This window comes from Legionella nigrisilvae, assembly GCF_977063395.2.
This window is the reverse complement of the sequence record NZ_CDRUGZ020000043.1, coordinates 146,356-161,613: the sequence shown is the minus strand read 5'-3', so window position 1 is coordinate 161,613 and position 15,258 is coordinate 146,356. Positions and strand designations below refer to the sequence as shown.

The window sequence follows — 15,258 nt, the reverse complement described above, 5'->3', positions numbered from 1 at the left end:
TTGATTTCATTAGCTAACAACCAAATTAATTAATTGCCGGTGTGCCACTACAATGGCTTTTTTTACTGTTTTGTCAGCCAGAAAGTCTTTTACATGTTCTTTTGCTGTGTCTATTAATACTTCTTCTGCCGCATCTACACTCGCAGTAAATTGAGCTCGGAGCTTTCCATTAACCTGAACGACGTAATCCACCTCGTCGGTTTTGAGGGCACCTTTATCCACTCTTGGCCAATTGGCATCAATAATTGCTTTTTCAAAACCTAATTGCTGCCATATATGATGTGTAATATGAGGTGTAATAGGAGCCAACAATCGCAACAGAATACTCATACTGGAATGAATAAAAAACTTATCTTCTTCAGTTTCTATGGAGTAACTGGATAGTTCATTAAATAACTTCATACAACCTGAAACGACGGTATTGAATTGATTACGATCATAATCATGAGTTGCTTGGGCGAGTATTTGATGCACAACATGGCGTGATTTTTTTAAACGACTTTCAGCTTGTTGCCAGTTGACATGTCCATTGCCACTTAGGATGATATCATTGACTTCAATAAACATATTTTGATGCTGATAGGCAAAAGTCCAAATTCGTTTTAGAAAACGGTGTGCACCTTCTACAGCAGCATCAGACCATTCCAGAGATTGTTCTGGAGGCGCGGCAAACATAACAAACAATCGTGCTGTATCAGCCCCAAAGGTATTAATTAGATGGTTAGGATCGACGACATTGCCCACGGATTTAGACATTTTATGTCCATCTTTTAAAACCATACCTTGAGTTAACAGGGCTTTAAATGGCTCATCGGAATTGACTAAACCTTCATCTCGCATTAATTTGTGGAAAAAACGTGCATAAAGCAGATGCATTACTGCATGCTCAATACCACCTACATATTGATCTACAGGAGTCCAATATTTCGCCCGGTCATCAAGCATGGCATTTTCCTGGCCTTTACACGCAAAACGAGCATAATACCAAGAAGACTCGACAAACGTATCAAAAGTATCTGTTTCACGAGAAGCATCTTGACCACATTTAGGGCAACTTACATTTACAAATTCAGGACATTGCGCAAGGGGAGAACCTGTGCCAGTAAATGTGACATTTTCTGGTAAGACCACGGGGAGATCTTCATCTGGAACTGGAACAGTACCGCATTGCTCACATAAAATCATGGGTATAGGGGTACCCCAGTATCTTTGTCTTGATACGCCCCAATCACGCAATCTATAATTGATTGTGGCTTTTCCTGTATCATGTTCTTCAAGGAACGTAGTTATGGTTTCCACTGCTTGAGAGGAACTTAATCCATCAAACTGACCTGAATGAATCAATGTACCTTCCCCAGTGTAGGCAGATTGGTTCAGATCATGTTTTGTTCCGTTGGTAGGCTTTATCACTTCTTTTATAGGTAATTGATATTTTTGTGCAAACTCCCAATCTCTTTGATCATGGGCAGGAACGGACATTACAGCCCCAGAGCCATACTGCATAAGTACAAAATTTGCCACCCATATAGGTAATTCTTCGCCTGTTATGGGATGGATAGCAGACATTCCTGTGGCTACCCCTCGTTTCTCCATAGTAGCAAGTTCAGCTTCAGCCATTTTAGTGCCTTGACAGCTGTCAATGAATTCCTTTACTTCCTTACGAGTACTTGCTGCTTCTTTAGCGATAGGGTGATCTGTTGCCACTGCAAGATATGTCGCTCCCATTAAAGTATCAGGACGAGTGGTATAAATTTTTAAGCGCTTTGGATAATTATTGACATTAAAATAAATTTCGGTACCGGTAGAGCGACCTATCCAATTGCGTTGCATTTGTTTCACTTGTGCAGGCCATTCATCTAATGTATCGAGTGAACTCAGGAGTTCATCAGCATAAGCGGTAATTTTAATAAACCATTGAGAAATTTCTTTTCGTTCAACAAGGGCACCAGAGCGCCAACCGCGTCCATCAATAACTTGTTCATTTGCTAAAACGGTTTGATCTACTGGATCCCAATTTACAACGGCGTTCTTCTTGTAAACTAAACCCTTTTCAAATAGGCGAATAAAAAACCATTGCTCCCAACGATAATATTCGGGTGTGCAAGTACAAATTTCACGTCGCCAATCATAGGCATTGCCAAGACGTAAAAACTGCTTTTTCATAGACTCTATATTTTTTCTAGTCCATTCAGCCGGGGGGATTCCGTTTTTGATGGCTGCGTTTTCAGCAGGTAGACCAAATGCATCCCAACCTATCGGTTGCAAGACATTTTTACCCAAAGCACGCTGATAACGAGCAATAACGTCACCAATAGTATAGTTACGAACATGCCCCATGTGCAATGTTCCACTCGGGTAAGGGAACATGGATAAACAATAAAATTTCTCTCTGTTTAAATCTTCTGAAACATTAAATGATTGTTTTTTATGCCAATACTGTTGAGCTTGTTCCTCAACTTCTTGTGGTATATAGGTATTATCCATAGTCCGATTTTTTAAGTGACTCTAAATCGCTAAGGATAACTCCTCTTGTGTCTGCCAGCAATAGATTATTGTTGGAATACGCGACGAAGTTGAATAAATAGTATAAAAATAAGAAAAATTGAGCAAAAAATTAGAGTTGGATACTCATGCCAAATAATCCAAGGAGTGAAACCTTCTGCTGGGAATATATTACTTTCTAAGATACCAGAACTAAATGGAGGGAGACTTTCAACTATATCTCCATTTGAATCAATTACTGACGATAAACCATCGTTATTGACGACTACTTGATATCGGCCGGTAAGTAAAGAAAGTATTTGAGCCATTTGCAATTGTTGATAACTCGCCAATGAATGACCGAACCATCCATTATCGCTTATTGAAACGATCCATTGAGCTTTAGGCATTTGTTCCCGCAAAATATGGGGATACGCAATTTCATAACAAATAAGACTTGCTATTGGATGATTTTCAATGCGAATCAGCGACTGCTTTCTCCTTCCAGGCAACAAATTAGGCTCGGGTAAATTTAGCCAATGATTAATTGCAACAAGCGGTTTGGGAATGTACTCTCCGAAGGGAACGAGTTGACGCTTCAGTTTTTTTCCTTTGGCCAGCCCAAGGGTAATAACTGAATTGTAATAATTTGTTTCACTATCATTTGTTGGTTGTAAAATGCCAACCATAAGTGCGCTTTTCGCTTTCAGCGCTTTGTTGTTTAATTTTTGTAAATATTTATCTAAATAACTTGCTGGGAGTGGTATAGCTGACTCCGGTAAAATAATCAATTGTTTCCCTAAGAGCTTATTAATTGCATCTTCATAATACTTTAATAAATTCCAAAATAATGCTTCATCCCATTTATCACGCATCGATAAATTAGCCTGTACAGCACCAATACTGACTGGTTCTTTACTGACATGCGACCATGTAATGTTTTTGCATAGCATGGGACTGATAATAACTAAGACAATTACGATGAGGTAGGAATAGCGTTTTGGAGAATTTTGTGAAACAGCTAAAGTAAGAAAGGTTGAGAGAAAGATGCACACTAAACTTAGCCCATATATGCCTAAAACAGGTGCGATATATTTAATCGGAGTATCAATGAGGATAGTGCCTACTAATAACCAGGGAAATCCAGTAAATAAAGTAGCACGGCAGTATTCACTCAAACACCATAAGACACAGAATAAAGTTAAGGACAGTAGTTTACGATTGTTGAGTTCAAGTGATTTATATAAATAAGCAACGAGGGCAGGGAATAGCGAAAGATAGGCAATGAATATTAGAGTAACTAAACCTGAGAAGAAATAATTCATTTGTCCATAATCATGAATACTGACTATGACCCAGGAAACTCCGAAACCAAAATAACCTAATCCATAAAAAAAACCTAGGTAAAAGCATTGTTTTATGGAGCAATTCTGGAGACTCGAATAGAGAAATGCCAAACTTAATAAGGTTAATCCTGGGATATGAAAAGGAGCAAAACCAAAAGGCGCAAGCAGGCCTGCTATAAATACAAAGAAGTATTTAACATAGCCAAGACGAATTGAAGAATTTAGTGGAATTGAATTGGCTAAAGCGGTTTGCTTCATGGCTGTTAAAAAATTATAAAATGATAAGATAATTGAGTCCTCTATTCAGGTCAAGAATTAGTGAAATATTTTATAATCCTGTCGCTTTCATAGCCTTGCTCCCTTGCGCTTCACTAAGGTACCATTTATTTTTTCAAAACATAAGTTCCTGGTGCATCACAAATTGGTCTTAAATCTTTTTCCGGATTGCCTAGAGTAGGTGGTTTCTTTTTTGCACCGGAATAATCTGTAAGCCATTTTTCCCAAGCTGGCCACCAAGAATCTTCGAACTGAGGAGCTCGTTCTAACCAAACTTCAGGTGCTAAATGTTTATCTGTTAATTTATGGGTAAGCATTTGATAACTTCGGCCTGTCCCTCCTGGCTCATTAACAATCCCTGTGTTATGTCCTGCATTAGTCAATACAAAGGTAATATCACTATCAGTAAAGTAATGAATTTTGTAAACAGATTTCCAAGGGGCTATATGATCTTTTATTGTGCTTACTGAAAAAATGGGTACTGTAATGTCGGCTAGATTAATACTCTCATCAAGAATTTTAAAACGGCCTTCTACTAGGTCATTATCTAAAAAGAGTTTGCGCAAATACTCGCTATGCATTTTATAGGGCATTCTCGTAGTATCGTAATCCCAGGCCATTAAGTCACTTATTTTCTGTCTTTTACCTAGTAAATAGTCATAAACTACACGAGACCAAATGAGATCTATAGATCGTAACATACTAAATGCTCCAGCCATCTGGGAGCCTTCCAAATAACCTTTCTCCCACATAATATCTTCAATATAAGTGAGTTGGTTTTCGTCAATAAATAATTGCAGCTCGCCTGCATCCTGAAAATCGGTTTGGGCAGCAAACAAACTCATTGTTTTTAAGCGCTTATCATTATTCGCTGCCATCTTTGCGGCAACCATGGTCAATAAAGTTCCCCCGATACAATAACCAACCGTATGAATTTTCTCTTTAGGAATAATTTGATTGATTGTATTTAATGCATCCATTACTCCGCGGAGTGCATAATCAGAAAAATCCAAGTCTCTATCTTTAGAAGTTGGATTATTCCAGGAAATCATAAATACAGTATGACCTTTATCTACTAAAAATTTCACCATAGAGTTATTAGGGGAAAGATCCAAAATGTAATACTTCATGATCCAAGCTGGAATGATTAAGATTGGTTCAGGATATACGGTGGATGTTGTTGGTGCATATTGGATCAGCTCAATTAAACGATTTCTATAAATCACTTTACCAGGAGTTATTGCTACATTCGATCCTACTTTATATTGCTCACTACCTACCGGCGGTTTATTATTAAGGTACCTGATGAGGTCATCATTAAAATTATACCAACCTTTTATGAAATTCATACCTCCTTCGTTCATTGTGGTAGCTATGACTTCAGGATTCATTCCCGGAACATTTGATGGAGCAAAAATGTCCAAAATTTGGCGTGTTACAAAATTAACAATCGCTTCATGGTGCTTGGAAACCCCTCGTAGGTGAGTGGTTGCGTTATCCCACCATTCTTCAGTTAATAAAAACGATTGGCTGTATAGATTAAATGGAAATTGAGACCATAATTCATTTTGGAAACGATGATCGCTTTGGCGGACTTCGACACAAGGCTCGCATTTACCTTGGTTTTGTTGCTGAATGTATAATAACAATTCTCCCAATTTTTTGAGTGCATCTTTGTTTAAATCAGCTCGTTGCGCGGGTGAAAAAAGCAAATAAATTAACCAGTCTGCAAAAGACATAATGAGTGTGCCTGGTGATATCCAATTGCATAATTGACTGATTGTAGCGTGGAATAATTTATCGAAACTTATTCCTTCATAGTCGTCTTTTTCTGATCCGGTTAATAAGGAGTCTATCGATTTTTCGGTTGATTTTGGTGGTTTCTTTTTTGATTTATTCATACCCATCCCTTTGCGAATTTCAAGAATCTTTAATATCGTCCTTTTCAACATTATGCATCAAAAAATGGAATAACTCGATTTTTAAAAATTGTTATTTTGTATGCACATAGTTTAGAGAATACTATTCAATTCCAAAGATTTTGTGTAGGATGATTGCGTTTTATAATGGAGAGGGATTAAATGTATAATGTAATGATTACTGGTGCAGGGAAAATTGGTAGCTTAATCGCTTGTTTATTATCAGAAAGCGGTTCTTACCAGGTCCATTTGGTTGATATTGATTTTAATGGATCCGATGTAAAAAGGCTTTTGGAAGCAGTACCCAAAATTAAAACAGTAGCCTTAGATGTTCAAGACCAACAGTCCACGCAAGCATATATGGAAAAAAATAGTATCGTGGCTGTTATTTCAAGTCTTCCATATTTTTTAAATACTTATGTTGCGGAAGCAGCAAAAGCAGCAAAAGCGCATTATTTTGATCTTACAGAAGATACCGCAGTCACTGAAGCTGTAAAAGCAATCGCGCTTGACGCAGAAACTGCTTTCGTTCCTCAATGTGGATTAGCTCCAGGGTTTATCAGCATCGCTGCAAATAGTCTCATGCAGGAGTTTGAAGAGTGTCATCATGTAAAATTACGTGTAGGAGCTCTTCCACAAAATGCAAACAATGCACTTCAATATTCATTAACTTGGTCCACTGATGGAGTCATCAATGAATATGGCAATCCCTGTTATGCAATTAAATATGGAAAAGCGGTAACCTTGGCACCTTTAGAAGGATTAGAAACCATTCAAATCGATGGATGCGAGTATGAAGCCTTTAATACCTCTGGTGGACTCGGCAGTTTGGCAGAGATGCACGCGGGTAAAGTACAAACCATGAATTATAAAACAATGCGTTATCCTGGCCATTGCTCAAAGATGCGTTTATTGATGAATGATTTGCGCTTAAACCAAGATAGACCTACGCTAAAGCGTATTCTAGAAAATGCAATTCCTAAGACATACCAAGATCTAGTCATTGTATATGTTTCTGTGGAGGGCATGAAACAAGGTGAACTTACAGAAAAAAATTATGTGAAGAAGATTTACCCTGAAGAAATTTGTGGCTTGGAGTGGTCTGCAATTCAAATAAGTACCGCTTCTGGTGTTTGTTCAGTAGTTGATTTAGTGCTCGGACAAGAAAATGAATATAAAGGGTTAGTGTTGCAAGAAAAATTCCATTTGTCTGCTGTGCTGGAAAATCGTTTTGGTCGCTATTACGCATAACTAAGAATATTATAGTGATGTGTCCCCGGGTCTGTTTCATTGTACCCGGGTTACTACGGAGATAATTAATGGATATATTAAAACGCTTGAAAATTCATGCTGTTAATCCTGGAGCCTATAGTGGTCAAGGTTGGCAAAGTGGAATTCATGAGCACAAGTTAATCTCTAATAATCCAGCAAATGGTGAGAAGCTTGCAGAAATAGCAACCTGCACTATGAGTGATTACGAAGAGATAATGACTCGTGCTCAATATGCTGCTCATGAATGGAGAAAAGTCCCTGCTCCTAAAAGAGGGGAAATCATCAGGCAGATTGGGCAAGCATTGCGCGAACATAAAGATGCGCTAGGTAGTTTAGTTTCCTTGGAAATGGGTAAATCCAAGCAAGAAGGAGACGGTGAAGTTCAGGAAATGATTGATATAGCTGATTTCGCAGTAGGTCAATCCCGAATGTTATATGGTAATACCATGCATTCCGAGCGTCCACAACATAGAATGTATGAGCAGTGGCACCCCTATGGTATTGTGGGTGTTATTTCCGCTTTTAACTTCCCTGTTGCAGTTTGGTCTTGGAATGCTTTTCTTGCGGCCATCTGTGGGAATGTGACATTGTGGAAACCCTCAGCAAAGACTCCGTTATGTGCTGTAGCTGTTCAGCATATTTGCAATGATGTATTAAAGGCTAATGGTTGTCCGGAAATATTCAGTTTGGTTATTCCTGAGAGCCACGATGTGGTTGAAGAAATGGTGAATGACAAACGAATACCACTAATTTCTTTTACTGGTTCCACAGCAGTTGGAAAAGAGGTCGCTGCCAAGGTTGCTGCCCGATTGGGTAAGACAATTCTAGAATTAGGCGGTAATAACGCAATTATTCTCGATGAGTCAGCTGATTTACATTTAGCAATCCCAGCTATTGTATTTGGTGCTGTTGGTACTGCGGGTCAACGATGTACCTCTACTCGACGTTTATTTGTCCATCATTCTAAATACGATTATGTTATTGAGCGTTTACGTTTTGCTTACGAGCAAATAACAATTGGTGATCCTTTAGATAAGAAAAATTTAATGGGGCCACTGATTGATAAGCAAGCTGTTGAGCAATTTAATCGGGCAATAGCTCGTATTAAAGAGGCTGGTGGCCGTATTATTTTTGGTGGTGAGCCAGCCCATGGCCCGGGCTTCTTTGTTGAACCGACTTTAGTCTGTGATGTAAAAAATCATTGGGAAATTGTTCAAGAGGAAACATTTGCTCCGATTTTATACGTTATGTCTTTTCAGACAATTGATGAAGCAATTGCTTTACAAAATCATGTTCCTCAAGGATTGTCTTCTGCGCTCTTTACTCAAGATTTAAAAAACGCAGAACACTTTTTAAGTGCTTGGGGAAGTGATTGCGGTATCGCTAATATTAATATTGGTACTTCAGGTGCTGAAATTGGTGGAGCATTTGGTGGGGAAAAAGAAACAGGTGGCGGGCGTGAGTCTGGTTCTGATTCTTGGAAGGCGTATATGCGTCGACAGACCAATACTATAAATTGGGGAAATGAATTACCGTTAGCTCAAGGTATTCGATTTGATTTGTCTTGATTTAAGTAGCAAATGTAGCCTGGGTGAAGCGAAGCATGACCCAGGTAATTCTATGTTCCATGAACCCGGGTTATGCTTCGCTTCACCCAGGCTACTTTAACGAGGAAAAAAGAATGCAGGGATCTTTTTTTATAAAAAAAGTCGCAGTTCTGGGATCTGGTGTAATGGGTGCACAAATTGCAGCGCACTGTGTTAACGCTGGTATAGAAACGCTACTCTATGATTTGGCATCTAAAGAAGGAGATGCGAATGCGTTGATTGATAAAGCAATCGCTAATTTAGGGAAACTAAAACCCGCTCCACTTGCTACACCCCAAACCGCAACATTGTTGCAAGCGCGAAATTATGAGCAACATCTTGCTGATTTATCCTCTTGTGATTTAGTTATTGAGGCAATTGCTGAACGCTTGGACTGGAAGGAAGACTTATACAAGCGTATTTCTCCATTCTTAACTAAAGATGCAATTTTAGTGAGTAATACCTCCGGTTTGAGTATTAATGCTCTTTGTTCTGTTTTACCCGAAGTACATAGAGCCAATTTTTGTGGCGTCCATTTTTTTAATCCTCCTCGTTATATGCATCTTGCTGAACTTATTCCTGCAAAAACGACCAATAAAGAATTAGTGGATAATCTGGAGACTTGGCTAACTCGTTATTTAGGTAAAGGAGTTGTGCGTGCCAAAGACACACCAAATTTTATTGGAAACCGCATTGGGGTATTTTCTCTCTTAACAACATTGCATCATGCTTTTGCCATGGATATGGGATTGGATGAAGTCGATGCATTAACAGGCCCTTTGCTAGGAAGACCAAAATCTGCCACTTTTCGTACTATGGATGTGGTGGGTCTCGATACCATGCAGCATGTAATCCATACAATGCAGCAACAGTTACAAGATGATCCTTGGCATCACAGTTTTAAATTACCTGAATGGCTCCTTAACCTAATAAAGGAGGGGCATTTAGGACAAAAAACAGGCCAAGGCATTTATAGAAAAAATGGTAAGCTTATTGAGGTATATGATGTTAAGTCAGCACATTATCGTCCAGCTCAACCGGTCGTGAGTGATGAGTTAAAAACGATTATGGGTAATCCTGATCCTGCTGTGCGCATGCAAAATCTGATGACTTCAAAAAACAAGCAAGCACAATTTTTAACTGCTTGTTTTAGGGATTTATTTCACTACTGTGCCTATCATCTCGAGGAAATTGCAGAAAATGTCAGAGACGTTGATTTGGCAATTCGTTGGGGCTTTGGTTGGATACAAGGGCCATTTGAAACATGGCAACTCGCTAATTTTGCAACAATGACACAGTACATTAATGAAGCAATAAAAGAAAAATCATCTCTTAGTACGGCTCCTCTACCTGGATGGCTTTTTGAAATCGATGCCTTTTATACTGAAAAAGGTGCTTATTCTCCTCACATGAATGAATACCAACCTCGACGTCAATTGCCCGTTTATAAACGTCAATTTTTTACTGACCGGGTCATCAAGGAATCCGTTCACCCTACACCTGTGATTTATGAAAATGAGGGTGTTCGTTTGTGGCATTTACAAGATGATGTAGCGGTAGTGAATTTTAAAAGCAAAGCGAATACGGTTGGACAATCCGTTCTTGATGGGTTGGAGGCTGCTGTAGAAACTGCAGAGAAACAATGTCGTGGACTAATTATTTATCAACACGATGCGACTAATTTCTGTTCTGGTGCTGATTTGCGGGGTGTCCTTAATTTAATTAAGGAAAACAAAATGCAGGCTTTAGACGAGATGATCGCTCAATTTCAACGTGTTGCTTTACGCTTAAAATACAGTGCGATTCCCACTGTTGCCGCAGTAAGAGGGCGTGCTCTTGGGGGTGGGTGTGAGTTGATGATGCATTGTGATGCCGTAGCTGCAGCATTTGAATCCTATCCTGGTCTGGTTGAATTTGGTGTTGGGGTAATACCTGCAGGGGGTGGATGTAAAGAGATGGCAATACGTGCTGCCCACCTCGCTCCAAAAGGGGAATTAATGACAGTAATTCAAAATTACTATCAACAAATTGCTACGGCGCAAGTTGCAGGTTCCGCGGCTGATGCAATGCAAATGGGATATTTGCGAAGTACTGATAGCTACGTGATGAATGCTGACGAAGTACTCTATGTTGCTCTAGCTAAGATTAATTGTATGCATGCAGAAAATTACCAATCTCCTTTAAAGAAACAGTTTCCAATTGCTGGTATTGAAGGTAAGGCACGATTGCAAGCAGGTTTGGTTAATTGGTTAGAAGGCGGATTTATTTCTCAGCATGATTATTTCATTGCTACGGAGTTAGCAACTGTACTCTGCGGTGGCAACCTCAATCAAAATACGTTGGTGGACGAGAATTGGATGCTTAAGTTAGAGCGAGAAGCATTTATAACGCTTGCTGCAACACCATTAACCCAAGCACGGATTAGTCATTTACTAGAAACTGGCAAGCCGTTACGCAACTAAGGGAGAATTGAAATGACTAATGTATATATCGTTGATGCATTACGTACTCCAGTAGGTAAAGCACCCCGTGGTGTATTTAAAAATACATTACCAGATGATTTATTGGCTCACGTAATGAGAGATTTAATGAAACGCAATCCCTCTGTGGATCATCAAAAGATTGGGGATGTTGTAATAGGGTGTGCTATGCCTGAGGCTGAACAAGGTATGAACGTGGCTCGTATCGCGTCATTACTGGCTGATTTACCGCAATCTGTTCCTGCGATGACAATTAATCGCTTTTGCTCTTCAGGGGTACAAAGTATTGCCACAGTTGCAGAGTCTATACGGAGTGGGGATATGCACCTGGCCCTTGGTGGTGGCGTTGAAAGCATGTCTATGGTGCCTTTAGGCGGCAATAAATATACAGCAAATCCGGTTATCTTCAATAATGAAGATGTTGCAATAGCATATGGGATGGGCATTACAGCGGAAAATGTTGCAAAACGCTGGCAAATTACTCGTGAGCAACAGGATGAATTTGCTGCTGAAAGTCATAAGAAAGCGGTTGCTGCACAGCAACGTGGCGACTTTAAAGCAGAGATCAGTCCCGTAGAAATTACCATACGACAGGCGGATTTAGGAAATGGTACAGCAATAGTAAAGAAGAGATGGGTCAATGACGATGAAGGACCACGAGCTGATACTTCTTATGAAGTCATTTCTAAATTGAAACCGGTTTTTGCCGCAAAAGGAACAGTTACTGCAGGAAACAGCTCCCAAACTAGTGATGGGGCCGGCATTGCTCTTTTAGCTAGCGAACAGGCTTTGCATCAATATGATTTAAAGCCCATGGGACGATTACTGAGTTATGCTGTAGCGGGTGTTCCTCCTGAAATTATGGGAATAGGTCCTATCGAAGCGATTCCTATTGCTTTAAAACGAGCTGGTATTACTTTAGATCAACTGGATTGGATAGAGCTCAATGAGGCGTTTGCCGCTCAAGCTTTGGCAGTAATTAAAGAACTTGATCTACCTCGAACCAAGGTGAATCCTTTAGGAGGAGCTATTGCATTAGGTCATCCTTTAGGTGCCACAGGTGCAATAAGAACGGCTACTTTATTGCATGGATTAAGAAGAACTAAAGGACGATATGGAATGGTAACCATGTGTATCGGAACAGGCATGGGGGCTGCGGCAATATTTGAAGCTTTATAGCCTCTGAGTATTGTAGTCTGGGTAAAGGAGCAAGCCGAAGGTTCATTTAGTCATCCCGAATACAACCCGGGAGCTCCACGCTGTAAGATGATGAGAGAGCCCTCGTTCAACTCGTGAAGACGGGCTTGCTGCTTCACCTAGGCTAAAATTTGCATACCATCTTAAATGAGTGCAATGCAAAAACCCGAGTAACGGTTTATCGTGACTCAGGCCACTGTGATGGAAAAGAGTTTAATAAGGTACTATTTAATTTTTATCGCGGAATATAATGCGGCCTTTAGTTAAGTCGTAGGGAGTTAATTCGACCTTAACTTTATCGCCAGTTAAAATTCTTATGTAATTTTTACGCATACGACCCGAAATGTGGGCAGTGATAACATGTCCATTTTCTAATTCAACACGAAACATAGTGTTGGGTAAGGTATCAATAACCGTACCAGCCATTTCTATATGATCTTCTTTTGCCATAGGACTCTCAGTGATGTACCAAAGTTTATTATGTGTGATTATATACTTACAGCGTGTATACTGCACTAAAATGAGGAAAATGGCAATCAAAGCCCAGCAAAATTTAACTATTTATCACTTCATAGACGGCTTAAGACCTCACTCTGAGGGGAACTCATATCAAGATAAATTAAGCTTGCTTACTTTATTGCTGCGTTAAGGGTGTTATTAACTATAAATACATCACCTACGTAATTAACATAGTGTCTTTCTTTGCTGGCTTCCTCCCGACTGGGTCTAATAAGCCCATGCAGGCTAAACTCGTTTTTTTGTAATTCAGAACATAGTGCTTTAATCAATTCAGGCGGACAATTTTGTTCAAATAATTGTTTTGCTGTATTTACAAAGCTCTGTATTTCCGCATCGAATTTTGCCTTATCGTGTGCATATCTTGTCTTTACCTCAAGTGTCTCTGTGAATGCAGGTTCTTTGGGAGGTTTAGGTACTGTTTTCCAGCCATCATGGGTTAAGCCAAATCGAAGATCTTTTACCATTTCATGTTCTTGAGAGTAGTATGAAACTGTTATTAATCCCCCTGAATTATCCCTTATTAAAAAAACAGCCTTAGTTTCTTTTTTGGTAGCACCATGATGTTCCAAAATATCATGTAATTTATTACTGCTAAGCGGTCGAAAAATAACAGGAATTTTAGATTCTGGTTCATTACTTTGTTTTGACTTCATAGGTCAATACTCCGAAGTTCTTTAATAAAACAAATGATCAATTATTGAAGCCATAACGAGATGAAATGGTAATAGTCTGTCTATATGGTATAATAATAGTACAATGTTCTTGCTATTTGAAATATTCAGTGCTTTCCCAGGGACCTTTTTTTGTAAGATGTTCTAAAGATTTATAAAGCATATGAAGAAATTCTCTTCGATCAATAATTTTGGCACCTAAACTTTGCAAATGCTTCGTTGGAATCTGGCAATCAATAAAATCATAGTTCCAATCGCTCATCGTTTTGCATAGATAGTAAAAGGCAATTTTTGAGGTATCTGTCATTTTATGGAACATGGATTCCCCAAAAAAAGCATGACCTAAACTGAGTCCATATAAGCCCCCGACCAGTTTGTTTTCATACCATATTTCAAAGGAATGGGCATAACCCATGATGTGTAATTGAGTATAGGCTTCCATCATTTCCGTAGTTATCCAAGTATTATTGATTCGATCAACACATGAAGCACATTCTGAGATCACTTGTTTAAATGCAGTATCTATGGTGAATTTGAACGGTTTTTTTAATGATTTTTGCAAACTACGAGATAATTTAAATTCAGTAGGAATCAATATGAGTCTTGGATTTGGAGACCACCAGAGAATAGGTGTTCCGGGTTCATACCAGGGAAAAATTCCTTGTCTATAAGCTTGAAGGATACGTTGTGGTGATAAATCACCCCCAATGAATAATAAGCCTTGATCATCACTTGTTTCCGGATTTGGAAACAAGTGGATTTCATCATAATTCAACGCAAACTCCTCAATTAACAGGAAATTTATCCTTATAAATCTTTTTTTATTCTACACTTATTATAAGCGAAAATGGGAGGAAGTAATTGGACCATCTCTATAGTTTGGGCAATATTTTAATGCTCCTCAGCCTTTGTTTCAGAAAAGTGCTCTTTCTTCGCACCATCTTCATATTATCTGATTTATCATTTTTACTTTATGGTGTATTAGCTAATGTGCCACCGGTTGCTTATTGGGCAATCGCATCGTTAATTATTAATTTTGTACAGATTGTTTTTTTGTTAAGAGATCTGATGCCGAGAGATTTGCCTTATGATTTACAACAGATAAAGGATCTATTTTTTTTAAGCATGCAAACAAGTGACTTTATTCGTCTAATTAAACTAAGTAATCAAGGTAATTCAAGAAATGAAAAAATATTAACTAAAGGTGAGCCAGTAGAATATTTAATGTTGATTACTAAAGGATCGGTATACATTGAGTTAGAGGAAGAGATTATAGAAGTAGGACCGTATCATTTTATTGGAGAGATGAGTTATTTTAGAGATGGAAAAGCTAGCACTACCATATATGCAAAGGATCCTGTAGATTATTTATACTGGAATTATTCTGACTTACATCGTTTACAAGAAAACAAACCTTCATTATTTATGAGAATGGTAGAGGCAATGGGGAAAGATATTATATTGAAAATGCTCAATCAAACAGAACAACAAAGAAATTAGGGTGATATTCT

11 protein-coding genes are annotated in these 15,258 nt (G+C 38.7%); 5 read left to right on the top strand and 6 right to left on the bottom strand.

Annotated features, from left to right (window positions below; all coding sequences use genetic code 11):
* Window positions 1–9: 9 nt before the first annotated feature.
* The 3 genes from leuS to ACWTE2_RS31150 form a co-directional block, all read right to left on the bottom strand.
* The gene (gene leuS / locus ACWTE2_RS31160; RefSeq protein ID WP_454785811.1) at window positions 10–2,484 is read right to left on the bottom strand and encodes a leucine--tRNA ligase; all 2,475 of its coding nucleotides are present in this window, start codon (window positions 2,482–2,484) and stop codon (window positions 10–12) included.
* Window positions 2,485–2,549: 65 nt separating this feature from the next.
* On the bottom strand, window positions 2,550–4,085 hold the full coding sequence (gene lnt / locus ACWTE2_RS31155) for an apolipoprotein N-acyltransferase (protein WP_454785810.1): 1,536 nt from the start codon (window positions 4,083–4,085) through the stop codon (window positions 2,550–2,552).
* A 125-nt stretch (window positions 4,086–4,210) separates the two neighbouring features.
* Window positions 4,211–6,004, bottom strand: coding sequence for a PHA/PHB synthase family protein (locus ACWTE2_RS31150; RefSeq protein ID WP_454785809.1), 1,794 nt, complete (start codon window positions 6,002–6,004; stop codon window positions 4,211–4,213).
* 180 nt (window positions 6,005–6,184) lie between these two features.
* Here ACWTE2_RS31150 and ACWTE2_RS31145 point away from each other — a divergent pair, with 180 nt between their 5' ends.
* The 4 genes from ACWTE2_RS31145 to ACWTE2_RS31130 all read left to right on the top strand — a co-directional run bounded on the left by ACWTE2_RS31145 (window position 6,185) and on the right by ACWTE2_RS31130 (window position 12,539).
* Window positions 6,185–7,273, top strand: a complete 1,089-nt coding sequence (locus ACWTE2_RS31145; protein ID WP_182393366.1) for a saccharopine dehydrogenase family protein — start codon at window positions 6,185–6,187, stop codon at window positions 7,271–7,273.
* Window positions 7,274–7,341: 68 nt separating this feature from the next.
* A complete protein-coding gene (amaB, locus tag ACWTE2_RS31140; RefSeq protein WP_182393368.1) occupies window positions 7,342–8,862 on the top strand; it encodes an L-piperidine-6-carboxylate dehydrogenase in 1,521 nt (506 codons plus the stop codon).
* Window positions 8,863–8,975: 113 nt separating this feature from the next.
* Window positions 8,976–11,342 carry a 3-hydroxyacyl-CoA dehydrogenase/enoyl-CoA hydratase family protein gene (locus tag ACWTE2_RS31135; RefSeq protein WP_454785988.1) on the top strand — a complete coding sequence of 789 codons (2,367 nt, stop codon included), beginning with the start codon at window positions 8,976–8,978 and terminating at the stop codon, window positions 11,340–11,342.
* Window positions 11,343–11,354: 12 nt separating this feature from the next.
* Window positions 11,355–12,539: an acetyl-CoA C-acyltransferase gene (locus ACWTE2_RS31130; protein WP_454785808.1), complete on the top strand. Its 1,185-nt coding sequence runs from the start codon at window positions 11,355–11,357 to the stop codon at window positions 12,537–12,539.
* Window positions 12,540–12,785: 246 nt separating this feature from the next.
* Here the strand turns inward: ACWTE2_RS31130 and infA are convergent, their stop codons facing one another.
* From infA to aat, 3 genes are all read right to left on the bottom strand, one after another.
* Complete coding sequence (gene infA, locus ACWTE2_RS31125; RefSeq protein ID WP_019233117.1) at window positions 12,786–13,007, bottom strand: translation initiation factor IF-1; 222 nt, start codon at window positions 13,005–13,007, stop codon at window positions 12,786–12,788.
* Window positions 13,008–13,186: 179 nt separating this feature from the next.
* On the bottom strand, window positions 13,187–13,729 hold the full coding sequence (locus ACWTE2_RS31120; RefSeq protein WP_454785807.1) for a hypothetical protein: 543 nt from the start codon (window positions 13,727–13,729) through the stop codon (window positions 13,187–13,189).
* Between the two features lie 112 nt (window positions 13,730–13,841).
* A complete protein-coding gene (gene aat / locus ACWTE2_RS31115) occupies window positions 13,842–14,522 on the bottom strand; it encodes a leucyl/phenylalanyl-tRNA--protein transferase (protein ID WP_182393375.1) in 681 nt (226 codons plus the stop codon).
* An 86-nt stretch (window positions 14,523–14,608) separates the two neighbouring features.
* Here aat and ACWTE2_RS31110 point away from each other — a divergent pair, with 86 nt between their 5' ends.
* Window positions 14,609–15,247 (top strand): cyclic nucleotide-binding domain-containing protein, encoded by a 639-nt coding sequence (locus ACWTE2_RS31110; protein WP_454785806.1) that lies wholly within the window; start codon window positions 14,609–14,611, stop codon window positions 15,245–15,247.
* Window positions 15,248–15,258 lie beyond the last annotated feature (11 nt).

Coding starts and splice junctions, on each gene's coding strand:
- amaB (WP_182393368.1), top strand. CDS start 7,342: ATGGATATATTAAAACGCTTGAAAATTCATGCTGTTAATCCTGGAGCC.
- infA (WP_019233117.1), bottom strand. CDS start 13,007: ATGGCAAAAGAAGATCATATAGAAATGGCTGGTACGGTTATTGATACC.
- leuS (WP_454785811.1), bottom strand. CDS start 2,484: ATGGATAATACCTATATACCACAAGAAGTTGAGGAACAAGCTCAACAG.
- ACWTE2_RS31150 (WP_454785809.1), bottom strand. CDS start 6,004: ATGAATAAATCAAAAAAGAAACCACCAAAATCAACCGAAAAATCGATA.
- ACWTE2_RS31130 (WP_454785808.1), top strand. CDS start 11,355: ATGACTAATGTATATATCGTTGATGCATTACGTACTCCAGTAGGTAAA.
- ACWTE2_RS31120 (WP_454785807.1), bottom strand. CDS start 13,729: ATGAAGTCAAAACAAAGTAATGAACCAGAATCTAAAATTCCTGTTATT.
- ACWTE2_RS31145 (WP_182393366.1), top strand. CDS start 6,185: ATGTATAATGTAATGATTACTGGTGCAGGGAAAATTGGTAGCTTAATC.
- lnt (WP_454785810.1), bottom strand. CDS start 4,085: ATGAAGCAAACCGCTTTAGCCAATTCAATTCCACTAAATTCTTCAATT.
- ACWTE2_RS31135 (WP_454785988.1), top strand. CDS start 8,976: ATGCAGGGATCTTTTTTTATAAAAAAAGTCGCAGTTCTGGGATCTGGT.